The sequence below is a fragment of the Paracidovorax avenae ATCC 19860 genome (assembly GCF_000176855.2).
Classification (GTDB): Bacteria; Pseudomonadota; Gammaproteobacteria; order Burkholderiales; family Burkholderiaceae_C; genus Paracidovorax; species Paracidovorax avenae.
Genome location: NC_015138.1, coordinates 29,667 through 47,887, shown reverse-complemented (window position 1 = coordinate 47,887; position 18,221 = coordinate 29,667). Strand labels below are relative to the sequence as shown.

13 protein-coding genes are annotated in these 18,221 nt (G+C 69.4%); 4 read left to right on the top strand and 9 right to left on the bottom strand.

What is annotated here, in order from left to right; all coding sequences use genetic code 11:
• Window positions 1–182: 182 nt before the first annotated feature.
• Entirely contained in the window at window positions 183–737 is a 555-nt protein-coding gene (locus tag ACAV_RS00185; protein ID WP_013592551.1) for a Spy/CpxP family protein refolding chaperone, read from the top strand.
• A 116-nt stretch (window positions 738–853) separates the two neighbouring features.
• Window positions 854–1,441 carry an acyloxyacyl hydrolase gene (locus ACAV_RS00180; RefSeq protein WP_013592550.1) on the top strand — a complete coding sequence of 196 codons (588 nt, stop codon included), beginning with the start codon at window positions 854–856 and terminating at the stop codon, window positions 1,439–1,441.
• 1,101 nt (window positions 1,442–2,542) lie between these two features.
• Here ACAV_RS00180 and ACAV_RS00175 read toward each other — a convergent pair.
• The 5 genes from ACAV_RS00175 to ACAV_RS00155 form a co-directional block, all read right to left on the bottom strand.
• On the bottom strand, window positions 2,543–7,042 hold the full coding sequence (locus ACAV_RS00175) for an EAL domain-containing protein (RefSeq protein ID WP_013592549.1): 4,500 nt from the start codon (window positions 7,040–7,042) through the stop codon (window positions 2,543–2,545).
• Between the two features lie 264 nt (window positions 7,043–7,306).
• A complete protein-coding gene (locus ACAV_RS00170; RefSeq protein ID WP_013592548.1) occupies window positions 7,307–8,449 on the bottom strand; it encodes a 3-deoxy-7-phosphoheptulonate synthase in 1,143 nt (380 codons plus the stop codon).
• Window positions 8,450–8,501: 52 nt separating this feature from the next.
• Window positions 8,502–9,023, bottom strand: a complete 522-nt coding sequence (locus ACAV_RS00165) for a C40 family peptidase (protein ID WP_049791025.1) — start codon at window positions 9,021–9,023, stop codon at window positions 8,502–8,504.
• 82 nt (window positions 9,024–9,105) lie between these two features.
• Window positions 9,106–10,818 (bottom strand): 2-isopropylmalate synthase, encoded by a 1,713-nt coding sequence (gene leuA / locus ACAV_RS00160; RefSeq protein WP_041828875.1) that lies wholly within the window; start codon window positions 10,816–10,818, stop codon window positions 9,106–9,108.
• A gap of 391 nt (window positions 10,819–11,209) precedes the next feature.
• Window positions 11,210–12,151: a LysR family transcriptional regulator gene (locus ACAV_RS00155; protein WP_157768814.1), complete on the bottom strand. Its 942-nt coding sequence runs from the start codon at window positions 12,149–12,151 to the stop codon at window positions 11,210–11,212.
• A 114-nt stretch (window positions 12,152–12,265) separates the two neighbouring features.
• On the opposite strand from ACAV_RS00155, the gene ACAV_RS00150 reads away from it, so the two are divergent.
• Both ACAV_RS00150 and ACAV_RS00145 read left to right on the top strand, forming a co-directional pair.
• Window positions 12,266–12,676, top strand: coding sequence for a nuclear transport factor 2 family protein (locus ACAV_RS00150; protein ID WP_013592544.1), 411 nt, complete (start codon window positions 12,266–12,268; stop codon window positions 12,674–12,676).
• Between the two features lie 209 nt (window positions 12,677–12,885).
• Entirely contained in the window at window positions 12,886–14,214 is a 1,329-nt protein-coding gene (locus ACAV_RS00145) for an aminotransferase class I/II-fold pyridoxal phosphate-dependent enzyme (RefSeq protein WP_041828456.1), read from the top strand.
• A 33-nt stretch (window positions 14,215–14,247) separates the two neighbouring features.
• Here ACAV_RS00145 and ACAV_RS00140 read toward each other — a convergent pair whose 3' ends face one another.
• The 4 genes from ACAV_RS00140 to dinG form a co-directional block, all read right to left on the bottom strand.
• Complete coding sequence (locus ACAV_RS00140; RefSeq protein ID WP_013592542.1) at window positions 14,248–14,916, bottom strand: 3'-5' exonuclease; 669 nt, start codon at window positions 14,914–14,916, stop codon at window positions 14,248–14,250.
• Window positions 14,917–14,960: 44 nt separating this feature from the next.
• Window positions 14,961–15,170, bottom strand: a complete 210-nt coding sequence (locus tag ACAV_RS00135) for a hypothetical protein (protein ID WP_013592541.1) — start codon at window positions 15,168–15,170, stop codon at window positions 14,961–14,963.
• Between the two features lie 80 nt (window positions 15,171–15,250).
• Entirely contained in the window at window positions 15,251–15,748 is a 498-nt protein-coding gene (locus tag ACAV_RS00130) for a pyridoxamine 5'-phosphate oxidase family protein (protein ID WP_013592540.1), read from the bottom strand.
• A gap of 180 nt (window positions 15,749–15,928) precedes the next feature.
• Window positions 15,929–18,154: an ATP-dependent DNA helicase DinG gene (gene dinG, locus ACAV_RS00125; RefSeq protein WP_013592539.1), complete on the bottom strand. Its 2,226-nt coding sequence runs from the start codon at window positions 18,152–18,154 to the stop codon at window positions 15,929–15,931.
• Window positions 18,155–18,221 lie beyond the last annotated feature (67 nt).

Below are 18,221 nucleotides of genomic sequence, written 5' to 3'. Positions count from 1 at the left end.
GAAAGGGCGCCATTGTCGTTGCTGCGCGCCCCGGCGGGGTCACAGAACCTTGGCACAACTTTACACAGCCACACGCCCCCCTCATGGCGGGGATACACGGGCGCCCGACACTGGCTTCCAACCGCCGCACCGCACCGGTCGCGACGGCAACGCCCCTCCAGGGGACCTGAAAGGACATCGCCATGACCGCAATTTTCCTGCAACGACGCTTCGCCACCGCAGCCACGGCCGCCGCACTGACGGCCCTGCTGGCGGCTCCCTCCTTCGCGCAGCAGCCCCCTCCGCCGGCCGCGCCCCCCACGGCCGGAGCTGAACGCCCGCACCGCATGCCCACCCCCGAGGAGCGTGAAGCCCGCATGGCCAAGCGCGCAGAAGCCCTCCGGCAGAAGCTGCAGCTCACGCCGGCCCAGCAACCGGCATGGGATGCCTTCACCGCGGCCATGCGTCCGCAGGGCTCGCGCCCGGACATGTCCGGAATGGCGCAGCTGACCACGCCGGAACGCATCGACCGCATGCGGGCACTGCGCGCCCAGCACAACGCCGAGGCGGACCGCCGCGACGAGGCCACGAAAACCTTCTACGCCGCGCTGACTCCCGCGCAGCAGAAGGTGTTCGACGAGGAAAGCCGGCGCATGCACGGCCGGGACGGCATGCGCGGAAAGGACGGCAAGCCGGGCGCCCATGGCGGCATGCGCCACGGCGCAGCCCCGGCGCCCGCCGCGCCCGCCCCCCAGTGACCAGCCCCCGCCGCACATGCGGCGGCCACCTACAGCGGACTTCCCGGCCCCTGTCCTACAGTGGGTTACGCCGATTGTGTAACCTCACGGTCGCGACATAACTGGGAATTCGCAAAATGCACCATTCATTCATGAAGCGCCTCGTGGCCCCTCTGGCGGCCCGGGGCGCTTTTTTCATTCTGGCGGCCGCTGCCGCGGCCGGCGTCCACGCACAAACGGCGGGCAGCGAGGGACCCTCGGTGTATGTGCAGGGAGGCTGGGCGGAGCACCAGACCGACTCCGCCACGGTGGGCGTCACCCTGCCGTGGACATCCTGGCGCAGCGAACTCTGGGGCAGCGAAGTACGCGGCTACTGGGACATCTACGCCAGCCGGTGGTCCTACGACAGTGTGGACGGCGGCTCCAGCCACGCCACCCTCGCCGGCATCACGCCCACTTTCCGGCTGCGGCCCGACAACGGCCGCTCGCCGTGGTTCCTGGAAGGCGGGGTCGGCATCACCTACATGGACAAGCGCTACCACACGCCCCACAAGGAATTCAGCACCCGCTACAACTTCGCATCCCACCTGGGCCTGGGCTACAGCCTGGGAGCCCAGCGCCAGCACGAGATCGCGATCCGCGTGCAGCATCTCTCCAATGCAGGCATCAAGCGCCCCAACCCCGGAGAGAACTTCGTCCAGCTCCGGTACGCATACCACTTCTGACGGAACGCCCTCCCCCACCTTCCGAAGCCCCGCCCTGCGGGGCTTTTTCATTGGCGCGAACCGGCTGGGGCGGGCTGCCGACCAAGGGATGTGCATAAAGCTGGGGACAATTTCAGGCACATCTCCGGGTTATCCACCGCCGCAGGCCGGCAGCCGAAGTTGTTGTCTGGCGGCGCCCGCGTTCACCCGCGTCCAGGCCACAGGCTTGTGGAGGTCCCAAGTGCTTGCCAGCATTGGGGAAACAAGGCTTGTCCACAACGGGGCTGCTCCCTTACTACTATTCCTATGGTTTTATAAAAGCTTTCAAGGAATAACAAGGAACATCCTCCGGGGCCATGGCAAAGGCCTGAGGCCGCTCCAAGCCGCTGACCTGCGCGCTGGACCGGCGCCGGTCCGGGCGCAGGGCCTTTCTTGCCTGATCGGGCCAGCCTCCGACCGGCAACGTTAGCTCGGCCCTGCCAAGCCTTTTTCAGCGGATCGATCCACACGCGCACATCCGCAGCACGGACAGAGCGTCCGCGGCCGCACGACCCCGAGCAAAAAGCCGGAATGGGCACAACCTGGCCCCTTTCCGGGCCTTGGCAAGACTGCCCGCACCGGATTCCGGGACAAACCTGGGGACATCTTTCGCACAAGTGCCGGCTTATCCACAGCGGAAGCAGTCCAGCGGCATTTGTCCCCGACGGAGCGACAGCGGCAACCCTGCCCCACCCACATGGTTGCCGGCAAGGCAAGTGCCTTGTCGCGCAACGGAAAATTCCGGTTGTCCACAGCTGCGGCCCGGCCTTACTACTACGACTATGTTTTTATAAAGACATACAAGGAAGAACAAGGAACAACCGGGGCCGGGCTGTTCCGGAACCGCTCCAGCGGATCGAGGGCTTGTTCATGCCCCGCCGGGGCCCGGGAGGCATGCCTCACGCCGTCCATGCCCAGGAACGGGCATGGAAAGGCCGCAGGTGGGCCTTCAGGAGGAAAGTAGTAGGGGGGCTGCCGCGCAGGCTTGTCGCGGGCTTGTAGGGCCTCTGGCGGCAGGGAAAGTGGGACTGGATGGAATGTCCGTCCCGTGCGTGCCGGCGATGCGTGCACGCCTGCCGCGCGTCAGCGCGGGGAAAGCTTTTGGACCAGGAAGTCTTCCAGGGCGGTTTCAGGCAGCGGCCGGCTGAAGAAATAGCCCTGGTAGGCACGGCAGCCCGCCTGTTCCAGGCGGCTGCGCTGCTCGGCCGTTTCCACGCCTTCGGCGATGACGTCCAGGCCCAGGCTGCGCGAGAGCGCGATGATCGTGTCCACGATGGCGGCGTCGTTCGGATCGGCGAGCAGGTCGCGCACGAAGCTCTGGTCGATCTTCAACTGGTCCAGCGGCATGCGCTTGAGGTAGCTCAGCGAGGAATACCCCGTTCCGAAGTCGTCCAGCGAAAACCCCACCCCATGGGACCGCAGCGCGGCCATGGTGGCGATGGTGGTTTCCATGTCCTCGACGAAAAGGCTCTCGGTCAGCTCCAGCTTCAGGCGCGATGCCGGCGCACCCGTCGCGGTGATGGCGCGCACCACGTCCTCCACGAAAGCCTCGTGGTGGAACTGGCGCGAACTCACGTTCACCGCCATGCTGAGGTGCCCGCGCCCTGGCACGTGCCGCCAGCGTGCCAGCTGGGCGCAGGCCGTGTGCAGCACCCAGCGGCCCAGGGGCAGCACCAGGCCGGTTTCCTCGGCCAGCGGAATGAATTCCCCCGGGGACACCATGCCGCGCTGCGGATGCGGCCAGCGCACGAGCGCCTCCACACCGGTCACCCCGCCCCGGTGGTCGATCTGGGGCTGGTAATGCAGCATGAACTGCTCCCGCGCCAGCGCGGTGCGCAGGTCGTTCTCCAGTTCCGCGCGGGCGGTGACCACGGCCTGCATGCCCGGGTCGAAGAACCGCAGCGTATTGCGCCCCGCGGTCTTCGCCTGGTACATGGCGAGGTCGGCCTGCTTGAGCAACTCGCCCACCGTCGATGCCCGGCCGTCGCCGAACGGCGCCACGCCGATGCTGGGCGTGCTGCGGTAGTGGTAGCCCTGCAGCACGTACGGCGTGGCCAGCACGGCCAGGATCTTCTCGCCCACGGTGCGGGCGCTCAGCGCCAGGTCGTCGGGATGGGGGCTGAGCCCTTCGATCATCACCACGAATTCGTCGCCGCCCAGCCGGGCAACGGTGTCCACGGAACGCACGCAGGTGTTCAGGCGGGCAGCCACCTGCTGCAGGAGCACGTCGCCCTGGTCGTGGCCCAGGGTGTCGTTGAGGGTCTTGAAGTTGTCCAGGTCGATGAAGAGCAGGGCCCCTCCCTGCCGGCGCCGCTGTGCCGTGGCCAGGGCGTGCCGCATGCGGTCCATCAGCAGCATGCGGTTGGGCAGCCCGGTCAGCGAATCGTAGAACGCCAGCCGCTGGATCTCCCGCTCCGTGGCCTTGCGCTGGCCGATGTCGGTATTGATGGCCAGGATGGAGTCCGGCTGTCCCTGCTCGCCCTGCACCAGCGTCCAGCGGCCCTCCACGTCCAGGCGCCGCCCGTCCCGGTGGAACTGGACGATTTCCCCTGCCCATTCGCCCTGCTCCTGCGTGGCCTGGGTCGCGCGGAGGAATTCCTGCGTGTCCTGGTATAGCAGCGTGGCGATGGACTGGCCCATCGCCTCCTCGCGTGTCCAGCCGTAGAGCCGCTCGGCACCTTCGTTCCAGAACGTGATGTGGTGGTCCAGGTCGCGCACGATGATGGCGTCGCGCGCCTTGTCCAGCAGCGAGGCCTGTCGGCGGATGTGTGCGTCCGATGCCTGGCGGGCCATCTCTGCCGCCGCCCGCGCCGCGAAAATGCGCAGCGTGGAGATCACCATGCCGGGCTGCTGCAGCGGCTCCCGGAAGACCACGAACACGAAACCGATGGGCTGCCCTTCCGCGCTGCGCAGTTGCAGGCCCACATATGCCTGGGCACCGAGCCGTGCCACCGGCGAATCCGGATAGAGTTCGGCGATGCCTTCCGGGATCACGCATTCGGCCTCGTTCACCAGGCGCAGGCTGGGCGTGCCTTCCAGGGGGTATTCGGCATTCGGCTGGACCATCCCTTCTTCCACGCGTGACAGCGTCACTGCGCGCGGCACCCGCCCCCCCGGCTGCGGAAGCAGCCGCGTGACGCAGCCGCCCTGGGCGCCCAGGGCATCGCACATGTGGCTGGCCAGTTGCCGGAAGAATTGCGTTCCGGTACTGGCAGACACGGCGGCCGCGGCCTTGAGCACCACTGCCTGCAGGCGCTGCTGGTCCTGCCGCGTGCGCAGGCTGCCCAGGCCGAAGGCGATGTCGTTGGCGAGCTGCTGGAGCAGTTCGGCCTCCTCCGCTCCGGTTTCCAGCACCTCTTCCGGATAGAGCGTGAGCAGGCCGAAGACCTGTTCGGCATCGCGCAGCGGCAGGCTGATGACCGCGGGCAGTCCCATCTGGCGCAACGGCTGGGCCCACAGGTCGGCATCCGGTGCCTGCCGCAGGTCGTGGACGATCACCGGACGCCCGCTGCGCAGCGCCTCGCCCGACGGACCGGGGCTGTGCGGCGTCCAGGGCGCGTCGGGCGTGCCGGCCGGGCGCAGGGTTTCCACGCCCACCGTCGTCAGGCCGGACCAGGCCACGGGCTCGATGCTCTGTCGTTCGGTGCCGTTCCAGTGGCGCACCATGCCCACCCAGGCGCTGCGGTAGCCGCCCACCTCCCGGGCGATGCGGCACACCTCGGACAGCAGGGCCGTCTCTCCCGTGGCGCGCACCAGGGCTTCGTTGCATGCACTCAGCAGCCGCTGCACGGTGCCCACGCGCGCGAGCTCGCGTTCCACGCGCATGCGCTGCGTCACATCCGTGGCGAGCACCTGGCGCGCCGCCCTGCCGTTGAAGGTGATGTCGCCCGCGTACACCTCCATGTCGATGTGCGTGCCATCCTTCTTGCGATGGCGGCGGTGCACCGCGTCGCGGCGCACGCCGGTCGGCAGGGCCCGTGCCTCCACCTCCCGCCGCGAGCGTTCCTCCTCGGGCCAGAGCTGGGCGGTCGTCATGCGCAGCAGTTCGGCTTCCGTGTAGCCGTAGTGGCGCACCATGGCACGGTTCACAGCGAGAATGCGCAGGCTGCCGCGCTCATAGACCCACATCGGCTGCGGATGTGCGTCGAAGAGCGAGCGGTACTGCAGTTCCGAGGCGCTCAGCTGCGCGGCATAGCTGCGCAGCTGCAGCACGGCGCCCAGCGATTCGGCGAGGATCTGCACATAGGCCACCTGGCGCTGGGAGAAGGTGAACACCGGATCGGCATTCACCTTGAGCATGCCCAGCACCGTGTCACCGGCGCGCAGCGGCGCGGCGATGAACGACAGCAGGCCGTGCTGGCCCTCGTCGGTGGCGAACTGCGCGTGCTGCTGCGAGCCATCGCTGTGCAGCACCATCTGCTCGGCTTCCAGCTGCTGCCAGAGCGGGTACCCGAGCATCGGGCGGGATTCGTCCAGTGGCGCGGCCCGCGGCCCCGTGCTCGCGCGCACGCGCAGCCGGTCGCCCTCGCGCAGCACGACCATGGCGCCCTGCCCGTCCGCCAGGTCCATCGCGGTGCGGGCCGCCAGCAGCAGGACTTCCTCCACGGGCAGGTCGAGCGCGCTCATGCGCTGCTGCACGCGCACCAGTTCCGCATGCGCGCCGGCATCGCGCTGGGCCTGCAGGGCGCTCTGCTTCTGGGCGCTGATGTCGGTCATCCCGCCGACCATGCGCAGGCCCTGCCCCTGGGCATCGCGGATCACGAAGCCGCGGTCGCGGATCCACGCATAGGTACCGTCCTGCCTGCGGAAGCGGTATTCGTCCATCCAGTGCAGGGCGTCGCCTTCGATGGCGGCATGGATGCTCTCGAGCACGCGGTCGCTGTCCTCGGGATGCAGCCGCTGCGTCCAGGACGTGCTGTCGTGCGGCAGCGTATGCAGCGGAACGCCGAAGAGAACTTCCATCCCCTCGTTCCACCACATCGAATCATCGGTCAGGTTCCAGTCCCAGATCGCGTCGGCGGTGGCCCGTGCCACGAGATGGAAACGCTCTTCCGAAAGCGCCCGTTCCTGCGCGCGCTGCGCCATGCCGCGGCGCTGGCGGCGCAGTTCCAGGAGGGCCATCGCCTGGCTCGCGATCGCGACCAGCGCCTCGCGCTGGCTCTCTTCCAGGTGCCGCGGGGCCGCATCCAGGATCACGACGGCGCCCAGCGTCAGGCCATCGGCGGTGCTGATCGGCATGCAGGCCGCCATGCGCATGCGCGATGGCCCCTGTACCAGGGGATGGCTGCGCAATACCGGATCGGCCGATGCATCCTTGACCTGCACCAGCCGGCCCCCGAGGGCGAGCCTGCACAGGACATGGGCGCCCGCCAGGTTCTGCAGCGTGCCGAGTTCCATGCCCGCGCTGGACTTGAACCATTCGCAGTCCTTGCCCACGAAGCCGATGGCGGCGACAGCGGCCCCGCACAAATGGGCCGCCAGGCGGGCGAGTTGATCAAAGGTGTCTTCGGCCGGCGTCTCGAGAATGGCGCAGGCGTGCAATGCGTCCAGGCGCCGGCGGTCCGGGTCCGTTCGCGCAACCATGGTCAGCGCTCCAGGAGACGCGGGGAAGTCCGGCGCTCTGGAGCGTGCGGCATCGGAAGCGGGAGCGGCTGCACCTGCATGGTGTGGGCGTGGTGGGATGGGAGGGGACGCGTTGCCGGATCCGCCCGCCGGAGCGGCAGACGGCCCGGCCTGCATGTTTCCGAATGCTACACCCTGGCAACCGTCCGGAGGCCGGACTGGGGTAGCCATTCCGTGCAGAAAACAACAGCCGCGCCCTCCAAGGCGGCCCGGGGCGGCAGCGGATCAGCGATGGCTGCGGCGCGACCGTACGGCGGCCGCGAGGCCTTCGAGCACCGGCACCGTCTGGTCGAAGCCGAGGCAGGCGTCCGTCACCGACACGCCGGCCTCCAGGGGCTGCCCGGGCACGATGTCCTGGCGGCCTTCCCGCAGGTGGCTTTCGATCATCACGCCGGTGATGCGGCCATCCCCGGCCGCGACCTGCGCCGCCACGTCGGCCGCCACCTCGATCTGGCGGCGGTACTGCTTGCTGCTGTTGGCGTGCGAGACATCGATCATCACCTGCTCTCGCAGGCCCGCGCCGCGCAGCAGGGCGCAGGCCGCGTCCACGTCGGCCGCGCCGTAGTTCGGCTGGCGGCCGCCGCGCAGGATCACATGGCAGTCCCGGTTGCCGCGCGTCTCGAAAATGGCCGCCTGGCCCATCTTGGTCATGCCCATGAAGGCGTGCGGCGCCTGCGCGGCAAGGATGGCGTCGGAGGCCACCTTCACGCCGCCATCCGTGCCGTTCTTGAACCCCACGGGGCAGGACAGGCCGCTGGCCAGCTGGCGGTGGCTCTGGCTTTCCGTGGTGCGCGCACCGATCGCGCCCCAGCTCACCAGGTCGCTGATGAACTGCGGCGAGAGCAGGTCGAGGAATTCCGTCCCCACGGGCAGGCCGAGCGCCAGCACGTCCAGCAGCAGCCTGCGCGCCATTTCCAGGCCTTCGTTGATCGCGAAGCTGCCATCCAGGTGCGGATCATTGATGTAGCCCTTCCAGCCCACCGTGGTGCGGGGCTTCTCGAAATACACCCGCATCACCACCACCAGCTCCGTCGACAGCCGGTCGGCCTGTGCCTTGAGCGCCTTCGCGTACTCCATGGCCTGGCCGTGGTCGTGGATGGAGCACGGCCCCACCACGACGACGAGCCGGTCGTCCTCGCCGTGCAGCACCCGCGAAAGCGCGGCGCGGCTGGATTCCACCAGGGCCTGGGCATCGTCCGAAGCGGGCAGCCACTCCTGCAGCAGCGCGGGAGTGATCAATGGCCGCACCGCCTTGATGCGCGTGTCGTCGATGCGGGTGGTGTCGTGCGTGCCGGGCAGCGGCGCGGCGCGGTGGACATGCGAAGCGGGGCCTGCGGCACCGGCTTCCGGGGAAAAGGTACGGTTCATGGGGCGCGATTGTCGCGCGCCCGGCCAGGGACACCTTGTCCCAGGTCGTGTCTCACGGCCTGCGGAACGCGATGGCCTGCCGCGACCAGTAGCCCGAACTGAAGCGGTCCAGCCGCACCGTGCCGCCCGTGGACGGCGCATGCACGAAGCGCCCCCCCTCCACCACGATGCCCGCGTGGGTGGGCCTGCCGGAGCCGAAGATCACCAGGTCGCCGGTGCGTTCGTCGCCGGCCGGCACGGGAGCGCCGAAATCGCTGAGCTGCGCCACCGTCCGCGGCGGAGCGACCCCGGCGAGGCTGCGGTACACATAGCCGATGAGCCCGCTGCAGTCGAAACCGCCTTCCGGGGTGTTGCCGCCGTAGCGGTACGGCGTGCCCACGAGACCCATCGCGTGGATCGCGATGTCGTTCGACTGTTCCGGTGTCAGGCGTGAATACGCCGGGGTCGCTCCGCGCCCGCCGCGGTGCGGCGACGTGCCGCAAGCGGACAGCAGCAGCGCGGCGGCGATCAGCACGGTCCTGCGGGCGGGCCCCGATGCGGAAATCCCGATGGCATGGCTGGGCTTGTTCTGCATGGCGCCGCAGATTAACCCAAGCATGGACCGGCCACCGTTTCGGAAGGTTTTTCTCCTGGAAGCGGTGGCTGGGGCCGGGGCGTCAGAAATCAGTGCCGGCGGGCTCGCGCACCGCGGGCGCCTGGGCTGCTGCACCGCGCCGCGCGATCAGCCGGTTGGCCACCGCCACCACGGCCTGCACCGATGCATTGACGATGCTGTGGTCCAGCCCGACGCCGAAGGTGGCGCCCGGCACGCCCTCGAGTGCGGCCTCGACGATGGCCAGGGCCTGGGCGCCCGCGCCGGCGCCCGTGGCGCGTTCCTCGTAATGGTCCACGCGCATCGGCAGGCCGAGCGCATCCACCGTCGCGTCGATCGGCCCGTTGCCGCGCCCCTGCAGCGTCTGGCGCACGCCGTCGATGGTCACGTCCAGCGCGATGCCCTGCCCGTCTTCATCGAGGCGCTGGCCGTGCAGCGTGAGCGCGCCGGGCGTGCCCTGCGCGGGCGCCGCGATGTAGGTCTGCGAGAACAGGCTCCAGAGAGCATCGCCGTCCATCTCGCCCTCGCTCGTGTCCGTGGCGCGCTGCACCACGGCACTGAACTCCACCTGCAGGCGGCGCGGCATCACCACGCCGCGCTCGCGCTCCAGCAGGAAGGCGATGCCGCCCTTGCCCGACTGGCTGTTCACGCGGATCACGCTGTCGTAGGTGCGGCCGAGGTCCGCCGGATCGATCGGGAGGTAGGGCACTTCCCAGAGGCCCGCCGGGTCCTGGGCCGCGAAGCCCTTCTTGATCGCGTCCTGGTGCGAGCCCGAGAACGCGGTGAAGACGAGGTCGCCCGCATAGGGATGGCGCGGATGCACCGGCAGCGACGTGCATTCCTCGGCCACGCGCGCCACGTGCGTGATGTCGGAGAAGTCGAGGTTCGGGTGCACACCCTGCGTGTACATGTTGAGCGCGAGCGTCACGATGTCCACGTTGCCGCAGCGCTCGCCGTTGCCGAACAGGCAGCCTTCCACGCGGTCGGCGCCGGCCATCATCGCCAGCTCGGCCGCGGCCACGCCCGTGCCGCGGTCGTTGTGCGGGTGCACGGAAAGCACGATGTGCTCACGCGGAGCGAGGCGGCGGTGCATCCATTCGATCTGGTCTGCGAACACGTTCGGCGTGGCGTTCTCCACCGTGGTCGGCAGGTTGATGATGATGGGCCGGCCCGGGCCGGCGTTCCAGGCCGTGATCGCCGTCTGGCAGGCACGCAGCGACACCTCGGGCTCGGTGGCGCTGAACGTCTCGGGGGAATACTGCAGCGTCCAGGCCGTGGCGGGTTGTGCATCGGTGAGGCGCTTGATGAGCGACACGTGGTGCTCGATGAATGCCATCACCTGCGACACGTTCATGCCGAACACGATGCGGCGCCAGGCCGGGGCCGTGGCGTTGTAGAGGTGCACGATGGCGCGCGGCGCGCCCTGCAGGGCCTGTACCGTGCGCTCGATCAGGTCCTCGCGCGACTGGGTCATGACCATGATGGTCACGTCGTCGGGAATGCGGTTTTCCTCGATGAGGCGGCGTACGAAGTCGAAATCCGTCTGCGAAGCGGCCGGAAAGCCCACCTCGATCTCCTTGAAGCCGATGCGCACGAGTTCCTCGAAAAGCCGCATCTTGCGCTCGCCGTTCATCGGCTCGAAGAGCGCCTGGTTGCCGTCGCGCAGGTCGGTGGAGAGCCAGATCGGCGCCCGCGTGATGGAACGGGACGGCCAGGTGCGGTCCGGCAGGGAGGCGATGGCGGTGGGTTGGTACTTGGTGGCGGGCTTGGCGATCATCATGATGGGCTCCACGAAACGGTATCGCGCCGGGCCGGCATCGCCGCGAGGGCAAGGTGGACGGCAACGGCCGCCACGGCGCGATCAAATCAACGAAAGGAAAAGACGGAGCGACATTCCCTGCAGCCCTCCACGCGGGTGGAGGCTGGTTCGTGGGCCGGGGTCAGGGGAAGGTCGGTGTTGCGCGGACTGGCGGCACGGGGCCGGATCAGCGGGCAACGGGGATGGCGAACGCAGGCAGACCCCGGCCAGGCACTAGGCCTAGAGCTAGGGTGGATAGGATGCGGCTGCGTTGCATGGTGTGCGGGATTGAGCGTTCATGCTAGCACAGGCATCGCGCAGCAGTAAAGCCCGTGCAGGAAACTCGGTGGCCCGGCGCATGCCCGGGACGTCAGCCGGCTCCCGATGCGGGACGGCCCTGCCCTGCCGGTCCGCCAGTGTCCGCTGGCGTATCTCCGAGCGCCAGCAGTTGCCGCACCAGATGGGGCGACAGCTTGGATGGCCGGCGTGCCGGCTCGAACAGCCACATGTCGTAGAGCGGGAAAGATTCCTGCAGCGCCAGCGGCACCAGGGCGCGAGCTTCCGCTCCCAGCAGCGCGGGATGCGGCACCACCGCCAGCAGGTCGCACTGCGCCACCAGCCGCAGCATGCTTGCAAAGTCCGGGCAGTGCGCGGCCACGCGCGGCGGTCGCATCCGGCGCACGCGGTAGGCTTCCGCCAGCACGTCCACGGGCCCGCTCACGCTGGGTTCCACGCGCGCCCAGGCCGCACCCCGCAGTGCCTCCAGCGACCGGGCGCCGGCCAGCGGGTGGCCGCGCCGCGCGTAGGCCTGCGGGCGCAGCGCGTACAGCCGCTGCTGCACCACGCCGTGGTGCGCGAATCCCCGGGGGCGTGGCGCGATGGCGCAATCGACCGTGCCTTCCACGAGATTCGCCAGCAGGCGGCCTTCATCGGCGCAGACCATTTCCAGCGAGCGGCGGGGACGGCCTTCGCACCAGCCTGCGTACAGCAGCGGGCCGCACACCAGCGCGGCCGATGGCGTCAGGCCGGCACGCAGCACCCGCGGGTTGCCTGAGGCCGGACCTGCCCCGCCGGGAACCAGGGCATCGATGCCCTCGGCCAGGGAACGCGATTCCGCGGCCACCCGCAGCGCCAGCTCCGTGGGCACGCGGCGGCGGCCTTCACGCACCAGCAGCGGCGCGTCGAACCGGGCCTGCAGCATGCGCATGCCGTGGCTGACGGCCGGCTGGGAGACGCCGCAGGCGCGTGCCGCGGCAGCGAACGAGCCGTGCTCGATGAGCGCGCGAAGGTAGGCAAGGTGGGGCAGATACATCAACGCCATTTATATATCCGGCACGGCAGCGCTTGCCTGTGCGGCGGCGGAGGGAGATGCTGCGGGACGCATGTCCTTTCTCGATTGCTTCTTTCGCCCAGCAAAGGCCCTCCGATGACCCAGCTCCAGCTTGCCACCGTGAAAACCTACCTCTCCCGCCTGCATGCGGGAGACACCGAAGGCCTGATCGCCTGTTTCGAAAGCGAGGGCCTCGTGCATTCGCCGTTCCTGGGGACCATGCGGGCCCGCGAATTCTTCAGGAAGCTCGCCGCATCCTCGGCCGCCAGCGTGATCACGCCGATCGACCTGCTGGTCTCAGCCGAGCCCGAGGCGGGCCTGGTGCGCGTGGCCGCCTACTTCCGGTACGACTGGACGCTGAACGACGGCCGGATCGTCCATTTCACCTGCGTGGACATCTTTCGTTTTACCGAAGGCAGCGCCGAAATCCAGGAGATGCACATCGTCTACGACACGCACCCCCTGCGTGAACAGGTGGGCGACAAATATGCGCCCGATCCGGCGTGAACGCCGGCCGGCTCCTGCGTGCCGTCCCTTTCCTCCCGCCACGCCATGGCCCCGGTTTCCGGGGTCTTTTTTCTTCCCTTCCCCATTTTTCGCAGTGTTTTCGACGGAATTTTTTCCAGGTTCTGCAAGTAAGCAACCCCCTCTTCGGATGGGTTGAACTTCCTGTACTCATACAAAGGATATTTGTATTAGTACATTAAAATGAATGTATGAAGACAATGAATTTCGATGGATCGTCGGCATCGGAAATTGCGGACAGCATCGCAGCCCACCTGCGCTCCGGAGCGCTGTCGTGCGGGGATGCGCTGCCCGCAGTGCGTGTGCTGGCCTTGCAGCTGGGCGTGAATCCGAACACCGTGGCCGCTGCCTATGCGCGCCTGCGCGACGCCGGCCGGCTGGTGACCGATGGCCGCCGCGGCACGCGCGTGGCCCCGGCCCGCCCCGCGGTGGCCGAGGCGGTGGCGCTGCCCACCGGGCTGCGTGATCTCGCTGGCGGCCGTGGGGATCGTGCCCTTCTGCCGCAGCTTCCCTCCAACGACTGGCAGAACCTGCAACTGGATGCAGGCCCTGGCTATGACGGGCCCACCGAAGTACCGATCTGGCGCGAAATGGCGCTGGAGTGGCTGGACAGCCAGGGGCTGCCCCACGAGGCCACGGGCGTTTTTTCGGGCACGCTGGATGCCGTGGAAGCCGCCCTGCGCCACCATGCGCGCCCTGGCGACCGCGTCGCGGTCGAAGATCCCTGCTGGCCCCCGATGGCCGCGCTGCTGCATGCGTTGCGGCTCAAGGCGGTACCCCTGCCGGTGGATGCACAGGGCGTGCAGGTGCCATCTGCCGAATGCCTGGACGGCTGCGCCGCCCTGGTGCTTACGCCGCGCGCCCACAATCCCACCGGCTGCGCGATCTCCGAGGCGCGGTGGAAGGCCCTGCGCCGTGCCCTGCAAGGCCATCCCCACCTGCTGTGCATCCTGGACGACCACTGGGGGCCCCTCAGCCAGGAGCCGCTGGCCCCGGCGGCCGCCCTGCCCCCGCTCTGGCTCTACGTCCTTTCGGTGGGCAAGTTCCTCGGTCCGGACGTGCGCGTGGCGCTCGCGGCGGGCACACCGGGGCTCATCGATGCCATGCGTGCGCAGCAGGCCGCAGGTGCGCGATGGGTCAGCCGGCTGCTCCAGGCACTGGCTGCCCGGCTCTGGCGGGAAGCGCTGCGCTCGGGCCAGCTCGCCCAGGCAGCCCAGGCCTATGCGCGGCGGCGGCAGGCGCTGGAGTTCGCCTTGCGGTCGCAACCGGCAGATCCGGTGGCCACCGCGGCCACGGCCGGCGAGGGCCTGCACCTGTGGATTCCGGTGCGCGACGAAAGCGCCGTGCTGTCCGCGCTGGCGGCCCGGGGCTGGGCGGTGCAGGCGGGGGCGCCTTTCCGCATCGCCAGCGGCCCGGCGGTACGCATCAGCCTGGGTGATCTCGCAGGTCCGGAAGTCGGGCCCCTGGCGCGCGATCTGGCCGATGCCCTGGCGCCCGTTGCGGCCAGGGCGGTGTTTTGACAGGTGGTGCCGTGCGGGAGCCGGCGCAGGCCTTCAGGGAAGCGAAGCCGCCGGCTCGCAGTGGCCTGTGTCCCGCCACAGGTCTCCACCCATGGCATGCCGCGCGAGCAGCTTGTCCATTCCCTTGCGTGCGCAACGCTGCAGCGATGCGAGCAGCGCATGGCCGGGATCGGCGATGCCGTAGCGGGTGCGCAGGTCATGCTGCATGCGCCCCAGCAGCGCCGCAGCCATTTCCGCATCCGCCAGCGCACGGTGGGCGCGGGCAGCGGGCGGCAGGCCCAGGTGCGCGACGATGCGGCCCAATTGATGGCTCGTCGCTTCGGGATACAGGCGCCGGGACAGCAACACCGTGCAGGCGAAGGCATGGGGCGAGGGCAGATCCGCACGGGCCAGTTCCGCCGCCCAGAAGCGGCTGTCGAACGAAGCGTTGTGCGCCACCATGGGCGCATCGCCCACGAAGCGCGCGGCCTCGCGCATCACCGACTCGGCCGGGGGCGCGGTGTCCAGCATGGCGGGCGTGATGCCCGTGAGCTGGACGATGAACGGGGGCAGCCAGGCCCCGGTCTTCATGAGGCTCTGGAACCGGTCCACGGGCCGGCCCTCTTCCATGAGCACGATGGCCACCTCGGTGGCCCGCGCGCCCTGCGAGGGCGTCATGCCGGTGGTTTCGAAATCGATGACGGCGATGCGGGAAGAAGGCATGGGGCGATTGTCGCCCTTCCGGTTTCCCGACCAGGGTGGGGCTGTCAGCCCGCCCCGCGGCCGCCGCCCCCGGTGGAGGGGCCGCCACCGCCCTGGCGCGACTGCACCTGGTTGCCGCTGCCCACGTGCGCATCGCGGTCGTGGCGGCTCTGCGGCGTGCGCTGGCTTTCGTTGCGCTGCGTGGGTTCCTGGTGGCCTTGCTGGTTGTGGTCGTTCTCGACCTTGCCCGTGCCGGGCTGCTGCTTGTCGGACATGGTGTGTCTCCTTCCAGTGTTTTCAGGGAACGGAAAAACGGCAGCGCGAAAGGCACCGCCGCGGGCGGCGGGCCGGCAGGTCAGGACAGCGACAGTTCCCTGTGCTCTCCCATGTTCGGCGGGTTGCCGGTGACGGCCGCCTTGGCCATCTTGAAGAGCTGGGTCATCTTGCTCTCCTTTACGTCCCAGTACTCGGCGTGCTGGATGCGGATCACCAGCAGCGCCAGGTTGGGGTCGTCGATCCCCTGCGGGAACCAGGCCTTGGCCGCGGGCGACCACAGCGCCTCCTTGCGGGCCTTGTCCTCGATGAAGCCGGCCGTGCCGGACAGGGACACGTAACTGTCCTTCTCGGGGTTGGCGTAGGTCACATTCACTTGGGCATCGGCCTTAAGGCGCTGCGCGAGCTCGCCGTCGTGCGGGATGAAGAAGTACAGCTCCGAGTGCTCGTCGATGTCCTTGTTCTGCGTGGTCAGCGGATGCGCATGCAGCTGTCCCGTGGCGGAACGGTGCGTGAGCATGCCGAAGCGGATGTCCTTGATCAGCTTCCAGAGCGTGGTCTGGGGGGAATCCTGGGTCATGGGAGAGCCTCCGGTGGGGTGCGTGGCCGGGCGCGCGGCGGCCCGGTGTGGAAAACCCACTGTAGGCCGCATGCAGTCCTGCCAGGGTCGGCCCTGCCGCCGCCTGGCTGTCGGGTGCGTCCGACACCGCGGCGCCTGTTCACCAGCGCCCTGATGCCGCAAGGAGTGCGCCAGGGCGCGCTACGCCGCAGTGCGGCGCTGCAGCGTGAAGGGCGGCAGGCCCTTGAGCAGCCGCTGGCCGTAGGCCGTGCGCACCAGGCGCTTGTCGTAGCAATAGACGTGGGCGCGGTCTTCCTCGGTGCGGATGGCGCGTCCCACCCACTGCGCGAGCCGGATGGCCGTGGCGGGCACCACGAGTTCGCTGAACGGGTCGCGCCCCGCACCGCGCAGCCACTCGGCGCGCGCCTCGCCCACCGGGTCGTCCGGCGGCGCGAAGGGCAGCTTGGTGATGAAGAGCGATTCGCAGAGCGCCCCGGGCAGGTCCAGCCCCTCGCCGAAGGATTGCATGCCGAAGATGATCGACGGCTCGCCCGTCGCCACGCGCTCGCGGTGCCGTGCCAGCAGCTGGGAACGCGGCATGTGCGTCTGCACCAGCACCGTGCTGCGCATGGCGGTGGGCAGCGCATCCACGGCCTGCCGCATCTGGTCTCGGGAGGTGAACAGCACCAGCGCGCCGGCCTCGACCATGGCCAGGTCGCTCAGCAGCGCGTCCACCATTTCGGCGGTGTAGTCGGCCGCCTGCCGTGGATCGGCCTGCGTCTCGGTGGCGACGAGCGTACCCTGCAGCGCGTAGTCGAAGGGGCTGGGCACCTCCAGGGTGGTCACCGCGTCGTCGCCGTGCAGGCCGGCCTCGCGCAGGAAGAAATCGAACTGACCGCAGCTCGTGAGCGTGGCCGAGGTGAGCACGGCCCCGCGCACCGCCGACCACAGGTGGTTGCGCAGCGTATTGCCCGGCAGCACCGGACTGGCATGTGCCTTGACGACGATGAAATCGCCATCCACCGCCAGAGTGAACCACTTGGCTGCCGGAACGGCCCCCTCCGGAGCGTCCTGCAGCAGCAACTGGGCGGTATCGTGCACACCCTCCAGGCGCGGCGCGAGCGCGCCGATCTGCGCATAGAGCGTGGACAGGCGCCGCGCTTCGTCGGGCTTGTCGCGCATTTCCGAGCGCAGCGCCTTGGCGATGGCGCGCAGCGCGTCGAGAAAGCCCGCCGCATGGTGCGCCACCTGGCTGAAAGGCTCCACCAGCGTTGCCGGTAGCGCGCCGCCCGCAACGCGTGCGCGCGTGGGCGCCGCGGCCGCGGGAACGCGGGAGGACTGGGCGGATGCGGTACGCCCTCCGCCCCAGGCGGGCCGCGGCGCGCGCAACTCGTCACCGTACACGTCCATGACCAGGCGCGCCGCATCCTGCAGCGCGGTGCGCAGCCGGGCGGAGTGGTTGGGGATGTCCGCCACTTCCTCGACTTCCATCAGCGTGCCGATGCGCAGCGCGCGGCTCGCGAGCTTGTCGATCCAGGTCAGCCGGCTCAGGTCCGCCTCGCACGCGAACTGGTCGAGCGCGGTGGAGGGCAGATGGTGGGCTTCATCCACCACGAGCAGGCAGTTGTCCAGCTCGGGCAGCAGCCGTGCGCCGAGCGAGGACAGCAGCAGGTCGTGGTTGGCCACGATCACCTGCGCGGCCACCAGGGCCTTGCGACGGTCGTAGTAGGTGCACTGGCTGAAGGCCGGGCAATGCTTGCCGGTGCAGGAACTGGCCTCCGCCGCCACCGGGCTCCAGACCTCGGGCTCGGGCGGGGACTCGAGCGTGTCGCGGTCGCCGTCCCACGCGCCGCGTGCGAGCACGTCGGCCATGGTGGCGTAGAACTTCATGCGCGCCTCGGTCTCGTGGCGCGGGCGCGCGGCGCGGGCCGCCGCCTCTTCCTCGGCGAACAGGTCGTCCTCGGGCCCCTCGTCGCCCGATTCGCCCGTACCGGCCAGGCGCTCGAGCTTGAGCTTGCACACATAGCGGCCGCGCCCCTTGGCGAGCGCGAACTGGAACGGCTGCGGCATGCGGGCGGCGAGCGCCGGCAGGTCCTTCTGCACCAGCTGCTCCTGCAGCGCCACGGTGGCCGTGGAAATCAGCACGCGCGTGCCGCGCGCCAGCGCCATCGCGATCGCCGGCACGCTGTAGGCCAGCGATTTGCCCACGCCCGTTCCGGCCTGCACCACCGCAATGGAACGCGCAGGCGGCGGTGGCGCGCTGTCGCCGTCGTCGGCTTCCACCTTGCCGAGCTGCGCCCGCGCGAACGTGTGCGCCACCTGCTCGGCCATGCGCCGCTGCCCGCCGCGGCTGCGGAATCCCTCGGTGGCCTGCACCACCGCATCGAAAGACTGCAGGGCCTGTGCGGCCCACTCCTGTTGAGACATACAGTGGTAGTGTACCGGCCAGGCCAGGGCGCGGCGGACTACAGACGGGGCGCGGCACGCTTTCTAG

Bases quoted from the DNA above. Each gene is read 5' to 3' on its own strand.
- ACAV_RS00185 (WP_013592551.1), top strand. From the start codon at position 183: ATGACCGCAATTTTCCTGCAACGACGCTTCGCCACCGCAGCCACGGCC.
- ACAV_RS00180 (WP_013592550.1), top strand. From the start codon at position 854: ATGCACCATTCATTCATGAAGCGCCTCGTGGCCCCTCTGGCGGCCCGG.
- ACAV_RS00175 (WP_013592549.1), bottom strand. From the start codon at position 7,042: ATGGTTGCGCGAACGGACCCGGACCGCCGGCGCCTGGACGCATTGCAC.
- ACAV_RS00170 (WP_013592548.1), bottom strand. From the start codon at position 8,449: ATGAACCGTACCTTTTCCCCGGAAGCCGGTGCCGCAGGCCCCGCTTCG.
- ACAV_RS00165 (WP_049791025.1), bottom strand. From the start codon at position 9,023: ATGCAGAACAAGCCCAGCCATGCCATCGGGATTTCCGCATCGGGGCCC.
- leuA (WP_041828875.1), bottom strand. From the start codon at position 10,818: ATGATCGCCAAGCCCGCCACCAAGTACCAACCCACCGCCATCGCCTCC.
- ACAV_RS00155 (WP_157768814.1), bottom strand. From the start codon at position 12,151: ATGTATCTGCCCCACCTTGCCTACCTTCGCGCGCTCATCGAGCACGGC.
- ACAV_RS00150 (WP_013592544.1), top strand. From the start codon at position 12,266: ATGACCCAGCTCCAGCTTGCCACCGTGAAAACCTACCTCTCCCGCCTG.
- ACAV_RS00145 (WP_041828456.1), top strand. From the start codon at position 12,886: ATGAAGACAATGAATTTCGATGGATCGTCGGCATCGGAAATTGCGGAC.
- ACAV_RS00140 (WP_013592542.1), bottom strand. From the start codon at position 14,916: ATGCCTTCTTCCCGCATCGCCGTCATCGATTTCGAAACCACCGGCATG.
- ACAV_RS00135 (WP_013592541.1), bottom strand. From the start codon at position 15,170: ATGTCCGACAAGCAGCAGCCCGGCACGGGCAAGGTCGAGAACGACCAC.
- ACAV_RS00130 (WP_013592540.1), bottom strand. From the start codon at position 15,748: ATGACCCAGGATTCCCCCCAGACCACGCTCTGGAAGCTGATCAAGGAC.
- dinG (WP_013592539.1), bottom strand. From the start codon at position 18,154: ATGTCTCAACAGGAGTGGGCCGCACAGGCCCTGCAGTCTTTCGATGCG.